At 68.4% G+C, this 12,975-nt stretch carries 14 protein-coding genes; 11 read left to right on the plus strand and 3 right to left on the minus strand.

Annotated features, from left to right (window positions below; genetic code table 11):
• Positions 1 to 79: 79 nt before the first annotated feature.
• The 9 genes from WBN46_RS04485 to WBN46_RS04525 all read left to right on the plus strand — a co-directional run bounded on the left by WBN46_RS04485 (position 80) and on the right by WBN46_RS04525 (position 8,541).
• Entirely contained in the window at positions 80 to 472 is a 393-nt protein-coding gene (locus WBN46_RS04485) for a PTS fructose IIA subunit family protein (RefSeq protein ID WP_337730462.1), read from the plus strand.
• The gene (locus WBN46_RS04490; protein WP_337730463.1) at positions 465 to 734 is read left to right on the plus strand and encodes an HPr family phosphocarrier protein; all 270 of its coding nucleotides are present in this window, start codon (positions 465 to 467) and stop codon (positions 732 to 734) included. Before WBN46_RS04485 ends, WBN46_RS04490 begins: the two co-directional genes overlap by 8 nt.
• Entirely contained in the window at positions 734 to 2,455 is a 1,722-nt protein-coding gene (ptsP, locus tag WBN46_RS04495) for a phosphoenolpyruvate--protein phosphotransferase (protein ID WP_337730464.1), read from the plus strand. The genes WBN46_RS04490 and ptsP overlap by 1 nt, the downstream gene beginning before the upstream one ends.
• A 202-nt stretch (positions 2,456 to 2,657) precedes the next feature.
• Positions 2,658 to 4,019 carry a magnesium transporter gene (gene mgtE / locus WBN46_RS04500; protein WP_337730465.1) on the plus strand — a complete coding sequence of 454 codons (1,362 nt, stop codon included), beginning with the start codon at positions 2,658 to 2,660 and terminating at the stop codon, positions 4,017 to 4,019.
• A gap of 13 nt (positions 4,020 to 4,032) precedes the next feature.
• On the plus strand, positions 4,033 to 4,647 hold the full coding sequence (locus tag WBN46_RS04505) for a DUF1294 domain-containing protein (protein ID WP_337730466.1): 615 nt from the start codon (positions 4,033 to 4,035) through the stop codon (positions 4,645 to 4,647).
• 168 nt (positions 4,648 to 4,815) lie between these two features.
• Positions 4,816 to 5,667: a DNA ligase gene (locus WBN46_RS04510; RefSeq protein ID WP_337730467.1), complete on the plus strand. Its 852-nt coding sequence runs from the start codon at positions 4,816 to 4,818 to the stop codon at positions 5,665 to 5,667.
• A gap of 76 nt (positions 5,668 to 5,743) precedes the next feature.
• On the plus strand, positions 5,744 to 6,547 hold the full coding sequence (locus tag WBN46_RS04515) for a prolyl oligopeptidase family serine peptidase (RefSeq protein WP_337730468.1): 804 nt from the start codon (positions 5,744 to 5,746) through the stop codon (positions 6,545 to 6,547).
• 3 nt (positions 6,548 to 6,550) lie between these two features.
• Complete coding sequence (locus WBN46_RS04520) at positions 6,551 to 6,829, plus strand: hypothetical protein (RefSeq protein ID WP_337730469.1); 279 nt, start codon at positions 6,551 to 6,553, stop codon at positions 6,827 to 6,829.
• 161 nt (positions 6,830 to 6,990) lie between these two features.
• Positions 6,991 to 8,541: a GGDEF domain-containing protein gene (locus WBN46_RS04525; protein WP_337730470.1), complete on the plus strand. Its 1,551-nt coding sequence runs from the start codon at positions 6,991 to 6,993 to the stop codon at positions 8,539 to 8,541.
• Positions 8,542 to 8,622: 81 nt separating this feature from the next.
• Here WBN46_RS04525 and WBN46_RS04530 read toward each other — a convergent pair whose 3' ends face one another.
• From WBN46_RS04530 to WBN46_RS04540, 3 genes are all read right to left on the minus strand, one after another.
• Entirely contained in the window at positions 8,623 to 9,567 is a 945-nt protein-coding gene (locus WBN46_RS04530; protein WP_337730471.1) for an aspartate carbamoyltransferase catalytic subunit, read from the minus strand.
• A 20-nt stretch (positions 9,568 to 9,587) separates the two neighbouring features.
• Positions 9,588 to 10,037: a Holliday junction resolvase RuvX gene (ruvX, locus tag WBN46_RS04535; RefSeq protein WP_142123588.1), complete on the minus strand. Its 450-nt coding sequence runs from the start codon at positions 10,035 to 10,037 to the stop codon at positions 9,588 to 9,590.
• An 82-nt stretch (positions 10,038 to 10,119) separates the two neighbouring features.
• Positions 10,120 to 10,686 carry a YqgE/AlgH family protein gene (locus tag WBN46_RS04540; protein WP_337730472.1) on the minus strand — a complete coding sequence of 189 codons (567 nt, stop codon included), beginning with the start codon at positions 10,684 to 10,686 and terminating at the stop codon, positions 10,120 to 10,122.
• An 87-nt stretch (positions 10,687 to 10,773) separates the two neighbouring features.
• On the opposite strand from WBN46_RS04540, the gene WBN46_RS04545 reads away from it, so the two are divergent.
• Together WBN46_RS04545 and WBN46_RS04550 are read left to right on the plus strand one after the other, a co-directional pair.
• On the plus strand, positions 10,774 to 11,319 hold the full coding sequence (locus tag WBN46_RS04545; protein WP_337730473.1) for a DNA-3-methyladenine glycosylase I: 546 nt from the start codon (positions 10,774 to 10,776) through the stop codon (positions 11,317 to 11,319).
• A gap of 94 nt (positions 11,320 to 11,413) precedes the next feature.
• Positions 11,414 to 12,931 (plus strand): acetyl-CoA hydrolase/transferase family protein, encoded by a 1,518-nt coding sequence (locus tag WBN46_RS04550; protein ID WP_337730474.1) that lies wholly within the window; start codon positions 11,414 to 11,416, stop codon positions 12,929 to 12,931.
• The last annotated feature ends 44 nt before the right edge of the window (positions 12,932 to 12,975 follow it).

Raw genomic sequence — 12,975 nt, forward strand, 5'->3', positions numbered from 1 at the left:
CGATGCCCTGCAACCCGGTCCCGCACCATTCCACCGACGCAGCTTCCAGCCCGTCATGCCCGTCTGTTAACGTTCCTGCATGGCCTGTGGCATTCTTCTTGTAACTCATCCTGGCGTGGGCGCGGCGATCCTGGCGGTCGCCACCGCGCTGCTGCGGCAACTTCCCCTGAAGGCGGAGGCCTTCGAGGTGGCGTTCGATGCCGACTTGGACGCGCTGCTTCCGCAGGCATCCGCAGCGCTGCGGCGCGTGGACAGCGGCGAGGGCGTGCTGGTGCTGACCGATCTGTACGGTGCCAGCCCCAGCAACCTGGCCGGCAAGCTCGCGCGCCTGGGCACGCCCGTGCGCCGCGTTTCGGCGCTCAGCCTGCCCATGTTGTTGCGCGTGATGAATTATTCGGAACAGGGACTGGACGAACTGCCGGCCACCGCTGCGGCCGGCGCACGCAATGGAGTCATTCACGACGATGCTTGAACGCGAACTCACAATATCCAACCGCCTCGGGCTGCACGCGCGCGCCACTGCCAAGCTGGTGCAGACGCTGGCCGGCTTCCGCTGCAACGCCACGTTGGCCGCCAAGGGACGCGAGGTGAATGCCAAGAGCATCATGGGCGTCATGCTGCTGGCTGCAGGCCAGGGCACGCCGGTCACCGTCCGCATCGAGGGCGAGGACGAGGCCGCCGCCATGCAGGAAGTCGTGTCGCTGTTCGAACGACGATTCGACGAGGACGCCTGATGCGGGCGCTGCTGCCGGGCCATGGGGCGTCGCGCGGCAGCGCGCTGGGACGCGCCCGGGTCCGGCTGCCGCATGTGCTGGATGTGGCCGAGCAGCACATCCGCCAGGACCAGCTCGACGACGAACTGGTCCGCCTGCATGACGCCGTCGACGCCACCCGCCGCGAGATGCACAGCCTGCGCGCACGCCTGCACGGCGCGCTGGCGAAGGAGGTCGGCGAGTTCCTCGACCTGCATGCCCTGCTCCTGGACGACCCCGAGCTGCTGCATGGCCTGGACGAACTGATCCGCACCGGCCGCTATTCGGCCGACTACGCGCTGCGCCTGCAACGCGACCGGCTGGCTGCCGTGTTCGATGGCATGGACGATGCCTACCTCAAGAGCCGCATGGACGACCTCGACCATGTGATCGGTCGCATCCACGCGCACCTGCACCAACGCGCCGATGACACGCCGGGCGCGGCAGGCGAGATCCTGGTCAGCAACAACGTGGCCCCTTCGGAACTGGCGGAACTGCAGACACAAGGGGTGGTGGGGGTGGTCACCGCCGCCGGCAGCACGCTGTCGCACAGTGCGATCCTGGCACGCAGCCTGCACCTGCCGCTGGTCGTCGGCAATGCGCTGGCCCTGCAGAAGATCAACGACGGCGACGTACTGCTGGTGGACGGCAGCACGGGCGAGGTCGTGGTCAATCCCGACCCCGAAGACCTGCGCCGCTATCGTGAACGCCTGCGTGATGCGGCACGTGAAGCGCGCGAACTCGGCCGGCTGCGCTCCAAGCCCAGCCGCACCCGCGACGGGGTCGACATTGCGCTGTGGGCCAATGCCGAATCGCTGGAGGACGTGGCGAATGCCCATGCCCTGGGTGCGTCCGGCGTGGGCCTGTACCGGACCGAATTCCTGTTCCTGCAGCGGCGCGAACTGCCGGGCGAAGACGAGCAGTTCCAGGTCTACCGCGATCTCGTGCTCGGCATGAGCGGACGCCCGGTGACCATCCGCACGCTCGACCTGGGCGCGGACAAGGCCGACCGCACCGGGCTCGTCGTCAGCGACGAGGACAATCCCGCGCTCGGTCTGCGCGGCGTGCGTCTCTCGCTGGCGCACACCGGCGTTTTCGACACCCAGCTCCGTGCCATCCTGCGCGCCTCCGCCTACGGCCCGGTCCGCATCCTGGTGCCCATGGTCAGCAGCCGCGAGGAAATCCTCGAGGTACGCCGTCGCCTGCGGCGCGCGGCGCTGCAGCTGCGCAAGCAAGGGCTCGAGATCGCCGAACAGGTCGAGGTGGGCGCGATGATCGAAGTGCCGGCCGCGGCGATCGCGTTGCACGCGTTCGTCGACGTGGTCGACTTCGTCTCCATCGGCACCAACGACCTTGTGCAGTACCTGCTGGCCGCCGACCGCAACAACGAAGCACTGGGCGAACTCTATTCGCCGCTTCACCCGGGCGTGGTGCGCCTGCTCCGCCACGTGATCAGCGTGGGCACGGAGCACAAGGTTCCCGTGGCGATGTGCGGCGAGATCGCTGGCGACGCCACGCTGGCGCCCATGCTGCTGGCACTCGGCCTGCGGGAGTTCAGCCTGCATCCGGCCACGCTGCTGGAACTGCGCAAGGCCATCCGCGATGTCGACCTGGGTGCGTTGCAGACGCGAGCGGCCAAACTGCTGCAGGCACGCGACCGCGCCGGCATCGAGCGCTGGCTCAAGACGGCGACGACGGCCTGAGATACCTGTTGTGGGAGCGACGCAAGTCGCGATGGACCGCCGGGAACGCCTCATCGCGACTTGCGTCGCTCCCACATCTGGCCCCACTTCTCCTCCGTCTCCAGGGTGTCCATAAATCGCAGCCCGGGCGATAATGGTGCAATGAACGCCTGATGCCCCGGTCGCATCCGCCTGACGGATCGGCCCCATTCCGGAGTACCGAATGGTCGAGACCATCCGCCACGACAAGACCGCACGCCAGTTGCGCCTGCTCTCCGACGCGCTCGACAGCGGTCGGCTGGGGCCCGTGCGCCGGCTGGTCAATACCTTGTCGCCCGCGGAGATCGGCAACCTGCTGGAATCGCTGCCGCCCGGCAAGCGCGAAGTGGTGTGGGGCTTGGTCGATCCCGAGGACGACGGCGAAGTGCTGGTGCACGTCGGCGACGAGGTGCGCGAGAGCCTGCTGGCGGACATGGACACCGACGAAATCGTCGCCGCCGTCGAGGACCTCGATATCGACGATCTTGCGGACCTGGTCGAAGACCTGCCCGACACCGTCATCGACGAAGTCCTCAAGTCGATGGACCGCGAGAACCGCGAGCGGCTGGAGCAGGTGCTGTCGTATGCGGAGGACACCGCCGGCCGCCTGATGAACCCGGACGTGGTCACCGTGCGCGCCGACGTCAACGTCGACGTGGTGCTGCGCTACCTGCGCCTGCGCGGCGAACTGCCCGATCACACCGACCACCTGTACGTGGTCAGCCGTCGCCACCAGTACCTGGGCCGCGTGCCGCTGGCCGCGCTGGTCACGCACGAGGACACCACCCCCATCAACCGGCTGATCGACGACGAGCAACCGGCGATCGACGTGGGCGAGAGCGCGCAGGAAGTGGCGCGCCAGTTCTCCGACCATGACTGGGTGTCCGCGCCCGTGGTGGACGACAACAACATCCTGCTCGGCCGCATCACCATCGACGACGTGGTCGACATCATCCGCGAACAGGCCGAGCACCAGGCGCTGGGCGCCGCCGGCCTGGACGAGGACGAGGACCTGTTCTCGCCGGTCAAGCGCGCCGTGCGCGGCCGCGTGGTGTGGCTCGGCATCAACCTGTTCACTGCGTTCATGGCCGCCAGCGTGATCGGCCAGTTCGAGGCGACACTGGAGAAGATCGTCGCGCTGGCCGTTCTGATGCCGATCGTCGCGGGCATCGGTGGCAACGCCGCCGTACAGGTGCTGACGCTGATGGTGCGTGGCCTGGCGCTGGGCCAGGTGGGTTCCAGCAATGCGCGGATCCTGTTGTGGAAGGAAATCCGCGTCGCCCTCATCAACGGGCTGCTGATCGGCGGCATCGTCGGCGTGATCGCCTTCGCGTGGTTCCGCAGTCCGCTGCTGTCGCTGGTCATCACATTGGCACTGATCATCAATTTCTGCGCCGCCGCCACCGCCGGCGTGCTGCTGCCTCTGCTGCTGAAGCGCATGAACATCGACCCGGCCGTCGCCGGCACGGTAGTGGTCACCGCCGTGACCGACGTGATGGGCTTCTTCTGCTTCCTGGGCCTGGCCACGCTGATTCTGCTGCACTGAGGCCTCGCCCCCGATGGAACGGCTCGGCAAAGTCAGCGAATGGAACGACGACCGGGGCTTCGGCTTCATCGCGCCACTCGATGGCGAACCGGCACGCGTGTTCTTCCACGTACGCGACTACCGGCTCGACGGCCGCCGTCCCGAGATCGGCGAACTCGTGAAGTTCACCGCGCAGCGACAACCCGATGGCAAGTGGCGCGCCCAAGCGGTCCGTCGGACGGTATCCGCCACGCGACCTGCAACACCCCCGGCACCCGCACGGACGGCTTCGCCGCGACCCGAGTCGTGGCAAACCGGCGCAGTTGCCACCGCGGCCTATGCCTTGCTGGTGGCCTGGGCCATCGGCAACGACCGCCTTCCGTTCGAGGCGGTGTTCATACCGCTGGCGATGTCCGCCATCACTTTCGTCGCGTACGCCCTCGACAAGCACGCGGCGCAGACCGGCCGCTGGCGCACACCCGAATCGACCCTGCATCTGCTGGAACTCGCCGGTGGCTGGCCGGGCGCGTGGATCGCGCAGCAGATGCTGCGGCACAAGTCGCGCAAGCCGGGCTATCGCGTCGCCTTCTGGACGATGGTGGCCCTGCACGGCGGCGCGCTGGTCGCATGGTGCTGGATGAGGTCGTGATGGCGAAGCCATGTGCCGCTTCGGTCTACGCAGCCCGGCCAATCTGAGCCTGCTGTCCCGGGCGATCACCGCACGGGGGGCTTTCCTACACGCCGCCGCGATGTGCACCGATGCCCACCTTCGTGCGGGCTGGCGACGCTGTCGCTCCCCCGTCCTGTTGGCCGCACCATGCGCCTGATCCTCACCGCCTTGCTGTGTCTGCTGATATGGCCCGTCCTGTCGGCACCACCCCCCGATCCGATGCTGGCGACGCCATACCGCGATGGCCTGCCGGTCGGCGCCTTCCTGGTCAGCGAGAAGCTCGACGGCGTGCGTGCGCGCTGGGATGGACGGGCACTGTGGACGCGTGGCGGCGCGCGGATCATGGCACCGGCCACGTTCACTCGCGGCTGGTCTGCCGAACCCATGGACGGCGAGCTGTGGATCGCACGCGGCCGCTTTGACGACATCAGCGCCCTCGTCCGCCGCGTGGGAACCGATGCGCAGGCATGGCGTGATGTGCGCTTCATGGTCTTCGACCTGCCCACCCACCCTGGGCCGTTCGCGGAACGCGTCGTTCGCATGCGCAGCCTGGTGTCGACGGCACGCAGCGCGCATCTGGCAATGATCCCGCAGCAACGCCTCGACACCCGGGCCGAACTGGACGCAGAACTGGCCCGCGTGGTCGCCGGCGGCGGCGAGGGTCTGATGCTGCATCGGCGCGACGCGCGCTATCGCGCCGGACGCAGTGAAGACCTGCTCAAGTACAAACCCCATGAGGACGCCGAGGCACAAGTCGTCGCGCATCTGCCGGGCAAAGGCAAATACGCCGGGATGATGGGCGCGCTGCAGGTGCGCACGCCCGACGGGCGCCACTTCCGCATCGGCACCGGCTTCACCGATGCCCAGCGGGCCAAGCCACCGCCGGTGGGCGCGTGGCTGACCTATCGCTACAACGGCCTGACGTCTACCGGACTGCCGCGCTTCGCCCGCTTCATGCGGATGCGGGACGACATGCCGCCAGCCGATCCGAAACGGTGACGCAGTCCGGTCGATCGGGCGCCCCGTTTCCCCATCGGGTTATGCTGCCGCCCGGTCCCCTTCGATTGCGACTGCCATGCGCTCTCTTGCCACCGCCTGCCTGGGCTTGCTGCTGATCCTCATGACGTCCTGTACCACGACACCCCCCATGAACCCGACCGGCGAATTCGTCTCGCGCGAGGTCGCACTCGAAGGAAAGACCTACCGCTACCAGGTGTTCGTACCTGCGGCGCGCTTCCGCCGCGGCAAGCCGCCCGTGGTGCTGTTCCTCAACGGCTCCGGCGAGCGCGGCAGCGATGGCGTGAAGCAGACGATGGCGGGGCTGGGACCGTACCTGCGCCAGCATGCCGACACGTTCCCGGGCCTGGTGGTCTTCCCACAGGCGCCGGATGACACGGAGTGGACCGAGGCAGCCGGCCCCCTTGCGTTCGCGACGCTGGACGCGGCCGTGCGCGAGTTCAATGGCGATTCCGATCGCGTGTACCTGACGGGCATGTCGATGGGGGGCTACGGTACGTGGGAACTGGCATTGCAACAGCCGGCCCGGTTCGCCGCCCTGGTCCCGATCTGCGGAGGAATCACCGTCGACTGGACCGATGCGCGGCCGGGCCTGCGTGCGCACAGCGTTGCCAACGCCGCAGACCCGTTTGCCGCCGCCGCACAGCGCCTGAAAGACATCCCTGTGTGGATTTTCCACGGCGGCAAGGACGACGTGGTGCCCCCGTCGCAATCGCGCCGCATGGACGCCGCGCTGAAGGCCGCCGACGCACGCGACGCGCGCTACACCGAATTCCCGGACGCCAACCACAACAGCTGGGACGCCACCTACGCGTACACCCCGATGTGGGAATGGCTGTTCGAACAACGCCGCGGACGTTGAGCCGTGGCCGAGCTCGTTCCCGACTACTTCACCGCGGGTTGGCGTGAGCGTGAACTGCCGTGTCCGTGCGGCTGGCAAGGCGACAGCCGTGCGATGGCCATGGAGTTGCACGATGCGGTCACCGACTACGCCTGCGCGCAATGCGGCAACCTGCTGCTGATCGTCTCGCATCCCAGCCTGGAGCAGGTCCGCCGCGCCGCCGAGGCCGGCCATGCCGAGGCCGTCGCCCAGCTGGCCATCATCGAAGAAGCCCTCACCCGCTTCCCCCCGGACGCGGGCTGATCGGCGCGCCTGCGCGCGCGCAGGGTCACGATTCCCGCCTCCACGTGCCCGCCCTGGTCGCCCCGCCCTCAATCAATGCTCTCCGCGGCCGATAACCCGGCATCCCCTGACGCCTGACGGGTGCCTGCCCGTGGCCGTGCGAGTGACCTGCAATGACTGACATGGCCGACGACAACTCCGGTTTTCCTGGCGGCCTGCGCCGGCTCTGGTCGCGGCGGCGGGACGCCGCGCCGTCGTCGTCGCGGGAACTGGCCCCGGCGGCCAGCGCCGGGCCCCGCACCAGCATCAGCGCGCAACAATTGCAGGCCCTGTTCGCACATGCCGAAGAGCCGGCCGCCCTGTTGTCCGCCTTCGCCGACGGCGTCGCTGGCCTGCCGGGGGAACTGCATGGCATGGGCGAGCGCCTGCAGTCCGCGCACGCCGATGCCGACTGGCCCCGCTACGGTCGCGCACTGCGGCAACTGGTCGACAAGTACATCCGCACGATCCAGGACGAGCCGCTGGCCGGCGAGGCCGAGCAACTGCGCGACCTGCTGCAGCACCTGCTCGTTGCCGGCATGGAGCACCTGCTGCGCGACGACGCGTTGCTGCTGCCGCAAGCGCACGCGCTGGCCGACCGCGTCCGCCAGTGGCAACCTGCCCAGCCGTTGGATGGGCTGGGCAGTGACCTGCGGGAACTTTGCCAGCAGATCGGCCTGCGCACGCACGAGGTCAACGACGCGCAGGAACTAATGCGCAGCCTGTTCGACCTGCTGCTGGAGAACGTCGGCGAACTGATCGAGGACGGCAGCTGGCTGCAGGACCAGATCGGTGCGGTGCGCCAGCTGCTGTCCGGCCCGCTAGACCGCACCGCGCTGGAGCAGACCCGCGCCGGGCTGCGCGAAGTGATCTACAAGCAGGGCCTGCTGAAGCAGGGACTGGCCGAGTCCAAGGCGTCGATGAAGGAGATGATGGTGACCTTCGTCGAGCGGCTGGACGGCATGGCGTGCAGCACCGGCGAATACCACGACCGCATCAGCTTCCATGCGCAGGCCATCCGCGACAGCCGCAGCATCGCCGAACTGGGCAAGCGGATGGAGGACATCCTGGCGGACACGGCACAGGTGCAGGCGCAGGCGCTGCGCGCGCGCGACAGCCTGCTGGAGGCGCGGCGCGAGGTGGAGGAGGCCGAGCGCCGCGCGGCGGATCTCGAACAGGAACTGCAATCGGTCTCGGCGCTGGTGCGCGTGGACCAGCTGACCGAAGCACTGAACCGGCGCGGCTTCGACGAACTGTTCAAACGCGAATCCGTGCGCGCGCTGCGCAGCGGGCAGACGCTGAGCCTGGCACTGCTGGACCTGGACGATTTCCGCCACATCAATGCCGCGCACGGCCACCTGGGTGGCGATGCCGCCTTGTGCCACGTGGTAACCCTGGCGCGCGCCACCCTGCGTGCCAGCGATGCCGTCGCACGTTTCGGTGGCGAAGAGTTCGTGCTGCTGCTGCCCGACACCAGCTTCCTGGAAGCGATGGGCACGCTGGAGCGCCTGCGTGCCCGCCTCGCGCACAAGCCGCTGATCTACGAGGGCCGCGGCATCATGCCGACGTTCAGTGCCGGCGTGGCGCGCTGGGTACCGGGCGAATCGCAGGACGAACTGCTCGCCCGCGCGGACCGCGCCATGTACCAAGCCAAGCAGGCGGGCAAGAACCAGGTGGTCGCGGCACCGGAGTAAGCCACCCCGCGCAAGAGGCCCTTCAGGGCCGACCGGAACCCGTCGGCCCTGAAGGGCCTCCTACGGGCGAGGGTGCCGCCCTCACCCCAGCAACATCTCCAGCACCGCCATGCGGATGGCGACACCGTTGCTGACCTGGCGCAGCACCAGCGACTGCGGGCCGTCGGCGACCTCGTCGGTGATCTCCACGCCACGGTTGATCGGGCCCGGATGCAGCACCACGGCATCCTTGGCGGCACGCGCCAGGCGCGCGGTGGTCAGCCCGTACTCGCGGTGGTAATCCTCCAGCGATGCGACAAGGCCTTCTTCCATGCGCTCGCGTTGCAGGCGCAGCATCATCACCACGTCCACGCCTTCGAGCATGGCGTCGAAATCCTGTCCCGTCCGGCAACCCGCCAGGGTGCCATCGTCGGGCAGCAGCGATTGCGGTCCGCAGACGCGGATCTCGCCCGCGCCGAGCGTATGCAGTGCATGCAGGTCGGAACGCGCCACGCGCGAATGCTTCACGTCGCCGACCATCAGCACCTTCAGGCGCGAGAAATCGGCACCCTTGGCCTGGCGGATCGTCAGCACGTCCAGCAACCCCTGGGTGGGGTGCGCGCTGCGGCCGTCGCCCGCGTTGATCAACGCAGTGCCCTCGCCCGCCTCGGCGGCCAGCGCCGCGACCGCGCCGTCGTCGGCATGACGGACGATGAATCCGCGCACGCCCATCGCCTCGAGATTGCGCAGGGTATCGCGCGCGGTTTCGCCCTTGCGCGTGGACGAGGTGGAGGCATCGAAGTTCAGCACGTCCGCACCCAGCCGCTGCGCGGCGATGTGGAATGAGCTGCGCGTGCGCGTGGACGGTTCGAAGAACAGCGTGCAGACCGTGGTGCCGTCCAGGACCTTTCGCCGCGGCGTGCGACCGAGCGCGGCATCGCGGATCTGGCCGGCACGGTCGATCAGGCGGCAGAGAGTCTCGCGGGGCAGGCCCTCGAGGGTCAGCAGGTGACGCAGGCGTCCATCCGGATCAAGTTGGGAAGTCATGGAGTTTCGTCAGGGAAGAATCAGGTCAACTGGGTCGCGTCCTGGGGAGCGGCCAGCCAGCGTTCGATGATCACGGCCGCCGCGACGGCGTCCAGCGCCACCGCGTCGCGGCGGCGCTTGCGGCCCTCGGCACGGTCCAGTGCGAAGCGTTGCGAGGCTTCGACGGAGCTGGTGCGCTCGTCCACCAGCACCACCGGCAGGTTGTAGCGCGCGCGCAGTTCGCGGGCGAAGGCGTGCGCGCGCTTGCGGATGGGCTGGTCGCCGCCGTCCAGCGTCATCGGGTCGCCGACCACCAGGCCGTCGGGCTTCCACTCCGCATGCAGCTTGTCGATCGCCGGCCAGTCCGGCCCGTGGCCATGCACGTCGATCACCGCCAGCGCACGCGCGCCGGTGCCGAACGCGCTGCCGACCGCCACGCCGATGCGGCGGGCGCCCACGTCGAATCCCAGTACGGTGCCATCCAGCTTCATGCCACCTGCCTCCGTTCGATCACGCGTGCGCCATCCTGCACCGGTCGCTGTGGAGACAACGTCTGCGGGCGCAGGCAGAGGCTCATGCGTGGCCGCTGTAGTCCGTCAGGCGCGTCATGTCCACGCCGATCCGCTGGCCTGCCGCCTGCCAACGCCGCTCCAGCGGCAGCGCGAACAGCAGTTCGGCATCGGCGGGCGCCGTCAGCCAGCTGTTCTCGCCCAGTTCGTATTCCAGCTGGCCTGCTCCCCAGCCCGCACAGCCCAGCGCCATGACGGCGTTTGCCGGACCCTCGCCTACCGCCATCGCTTCCAGGATGTCGCGCGAGGTGGTCAGGTACAGGCCGTCCGCGACTTCCAGCGTGGACTCCCACGCGCGCGCGTCGTCATGCAGCACGAAGCCGCGCTCCGGATGCACCGGCCCGCCCGCCAGCACCACCTGGTCGTCCAGGCGCGGGTTGTGGGAAGCGAGGTTCATCTGCCGCAGCACTTCGCCCAGCGTGTACTCCGACGGGCGATTGACGACCACACCCATGGCGCCTTCGTCGTCGTGCTGGCAGATCAACGTGACGCTGCGCGCGAAATTGGGATCGGCCAGCACCGGCAAGGCGATCAGCAGCTGGTTGGCCAGGGGCGTGGCGGCATCGTGCATGGGCGTCATTCTAGCCCGGACCCGCGCGGGCGGTTCCTGTCCGCAACACGGCCTAGAATCGGGAATCCCCTTCCTGGCCGATCTTCCATGTCCGGTTATTGCGATATTGCCCCCGGCCACCCGCTGCACGGGCCCTACCACGACCGCGAGTACGGGTTCCCGCAACGCGAGGAAGCGGTCCTGTTCGAGCGCCTGCTGCTGGAAATCAACCAGGCCGGCCTGAGCTGGGAGACGATGCTGAGGAAGCGCGAGGGTTTCCGCGCCGCCTATGGCGGCTTCGACGTGGACACGGTGGCCCTCTATGGCGAGAAGGACCGTGCGCGGCTGATGGCGGACGCCGGCATCATCCGCAACCGGTTGAAGATCGACGCCGCGATCCACAACGCGCAGGTCGTCCAGCGGCTGCGTGCCAGCCATGGCGGCTTCGCGGCATGGCTGGATGCCCACCATCCCCTGCCGAAGGCGGACTGGATCAGGCTCTTCAAGAAGACTTTCCGCTTCACCGGCGGCGAGATCACCGGCGAATTCCTGATGAGCCTGGGCTACCTGCCCGGCGCGCACCGCGAGGATTGCCCCGCGTTCCGCCGTGCCGCCAAACACCGGCCGCCGTGGATGACGGCCACCGGGCATTGATCCCACGCAACACGTGCGTGCCACCAAGGTCGTATCCTGCGGCGCAACACCCCACCGCGATAATCCGCGTTTCGCTCACTGGATGCCCAGCCCGATGCCACAGGAAGACCGTATCCGCCACGCCGGCCTGCGCGACCGCGTGGTCAGCGCCGAACAGGCGGCCGCCCTGATAAAGCCCGGCGAGACGGTCGCCATGAGCGGCTTCACGGGCTCCGGCTACCCCAAGGCGGTGCCGCTGGCGCTGGCCGCGCAGATCGAACAGGCCCATGCGGACGGACTGCCGTTCCAGATCAAGCTGATGACCGGCGCCTCGACCGCGCCCGAACTCGACGGGGCCCTCGCCAAGGCCGACGCCATCGCCCTCCGCATGCCGTTCCAGAGCGACCCGGACGCACGCAAGCGGATCAACGACGGCACGCTGGACTACATCGACATCCATCTGAGCCATGTCGCCCAGCATGTGTGGTTCGGCTTCTACGGTCCCATCGACACGGCGGTGATCGAGGTCTCGGCGATCCGCGAGGACGGCACGCTGGTGCCGTCGACCTCGGTCGGCAACAACAAGACCTGGCTGGACCTGGCGAAGAAAGTGATCATCGAGGTCAACGACTGGCAGCCTGCCGGTGTCGACGGCATGCACGACATCTACTACGGCACGGCCCTGCCGCCGTACCGCAAGCCGATCCCGCTGGAACACGTGCAGGACCGCATCGGTGAGACCGCCCTGCGCTGCGACCCGGACAGGATCGTCGCCGTCGTGCGTACGCACGGACCCGACCGCAACAGTCCGTTCACGCCCATCGACGCCACCAGCGAGCGCATCGCCGGACACCTGATCGACTTCCTCAAGCACGAGGTCGCGCTCGGCCGCCTGCCGCCGAACCTGCTGCCGCTGCAGTCCGGCGTGGGCAACATTCCCAATGCCGTGCTGGCGGGGCTGGCGAAGAGCGGCTTCCGCGGCCTGACCGCGTTCACCGAGGTGATCCAGGACGGCATGCTCGACCTGCTGCGCGAAGGCGTGCTGGACGTCGCGTCATGTACCGGTTTCGCGCTGAGCCCGGAAGCCAACGAAGCGTTCAAGCGCGACATCGCGTTCTACCGCGAGCGCATCATCATGCGCACGCAGGAGATGTCCAACCATCCCGAGCTGGTGCGGCGGCTGGGCTGCATCGGCATGAACGGCATGATCGAGGCCGACCTGTACGGCAATGTCAACTCCACCCACGTGATGGGCAGCCGCATCCAGAACGGCATCGGCGGCTCGGGCGACTTCGCACGCAACGGTTTCATGTCGGTGTTTCTCAGCCCGAGCACCGCCAAGGGCGGCAGCATCTCCGCGCTGGTGCCCATGGTCAGCCACGTGGACCACACCGAGCACGACGTTTCGGTGATCGTCACCGAACAGGGCCTCGCCGACCTGCGCGGCCTCACGCCCAAGCAACGCGCCCGCCTGCTGGTCGCCAACTGCGCACACCCCGACTACCGCGACGCGCTGCAGGACTACTTCGACCGCGCCCTGCATCACAGCTATGGCAAGCACACCCCGCACCTGCTGCCGGAAGCGCTGTCGTGGCACCAGCGGTGGTTGGAATCGGGAACGATGAAGGGCTGAAGTCGTTTGTAGGATGGGTTGAGCCGAAGGCGATACCCATCATC

The organism is Pseudoxanthomonas sp. CCNWLW251 (assembly GCF_037402255.1).
Classification (GTDB): Bacteria; Pseudomonadota; Gammaproteobacteria; order Xanthomonadales; family Xanthomonadaceae; genus Pseudoxanthomonas_A.

Bases quoted from the DNA above. Each gene is read 5' to 3' on its own strand.
- WBN46_RS04485 (WP_337730462.1), top strand. From the start codon at position 80: ATGGCCTGTGGCATTCTTCTTGTAACTCATCCTGGCGTGGGCGCGGCG.
- WBN46_RS04490 (WP_337730463.1), top strand. From the start codon at position 465: ATGCTTGAACGCGAACTCACAATATCCAACCGCCTCGGGCTGCACGCG.
- ptsP (WP_337730464.1), top strand. From the start codon at position 734: ATGCGGGCGCTGCTGCCGGGCCATGGGGCGTCGCGCGGCAGCGCGCTG.
- mgtE (WP_337730465.1), top strand. From the start codon at position 2,658: ATGGTCGAGACCATCCGCCACGACAAGACCGCACGCCAGTTGCGCCTG.
- WBN46_RS04505 (WP_337730466.1), top strand. From the start codon at position 4,033: ATGGAACGGCTCGGCAAAGTCAGCGAATGGAACGACGACCGGGGCTTC.
- WBN46_RS04510 (WP_337730467.1), top strand. From the start codon at position 4,816: ATGCGCCTGATCCTCACCGCCTTGCTGTGTCTGCTGATATGGCCCGTC.
- WBN46_RS04515 (WP_337730468.1), top strand. From the start codon at position 5,744: ATGCGCTCTCTTGCCACCGCCTGCCTGGGCTTGCTGCTGATCCTCATG.
- WBN46_RS04525 (WP_337730470.1), top strand. From the start codon at position 6,991: ATGGCCGACGACAACTCCGGTTTTCCTGGCGGCCTGCGCCGGCTCTGG.
- WBN46_RS04530 (WP_337730471.1), bottom strand. From the start codon at position 9,567: ATGACTTCCCAACTTGATCCGGATGGACGCCTGCGTCACCTGCTGACC.
- ruvX (WP_142123588.1), bottom strand. From the start codon at position 10,037: ATGAAGCTGGATGGCACCGTACTGGGATTCGACGTGGGCGCCCGCCGC.
- WBN46_RS04540 (WP_337730472.1), bottom strand. From the start codon at position 10,686: ATGCACGATGCCGCCACGCCCCTGGCCAACCAGCTGCTGATCGCCTTG.
- WBN46_RS04545 (WP_337730473.1), top strand. From the start codon at position 10,774: ATGTCCGGTTATTGCGATATTGCCCCCGGCCACCCGCTGCACGGGCCC.
- WBN46_RS04550 (WP_337730474.1), top strand. From the start codon at position 11,414: ATGCCACAGGAAGACCGTATCCGCCACGCCGGCCTGCGCGACCGCGTG.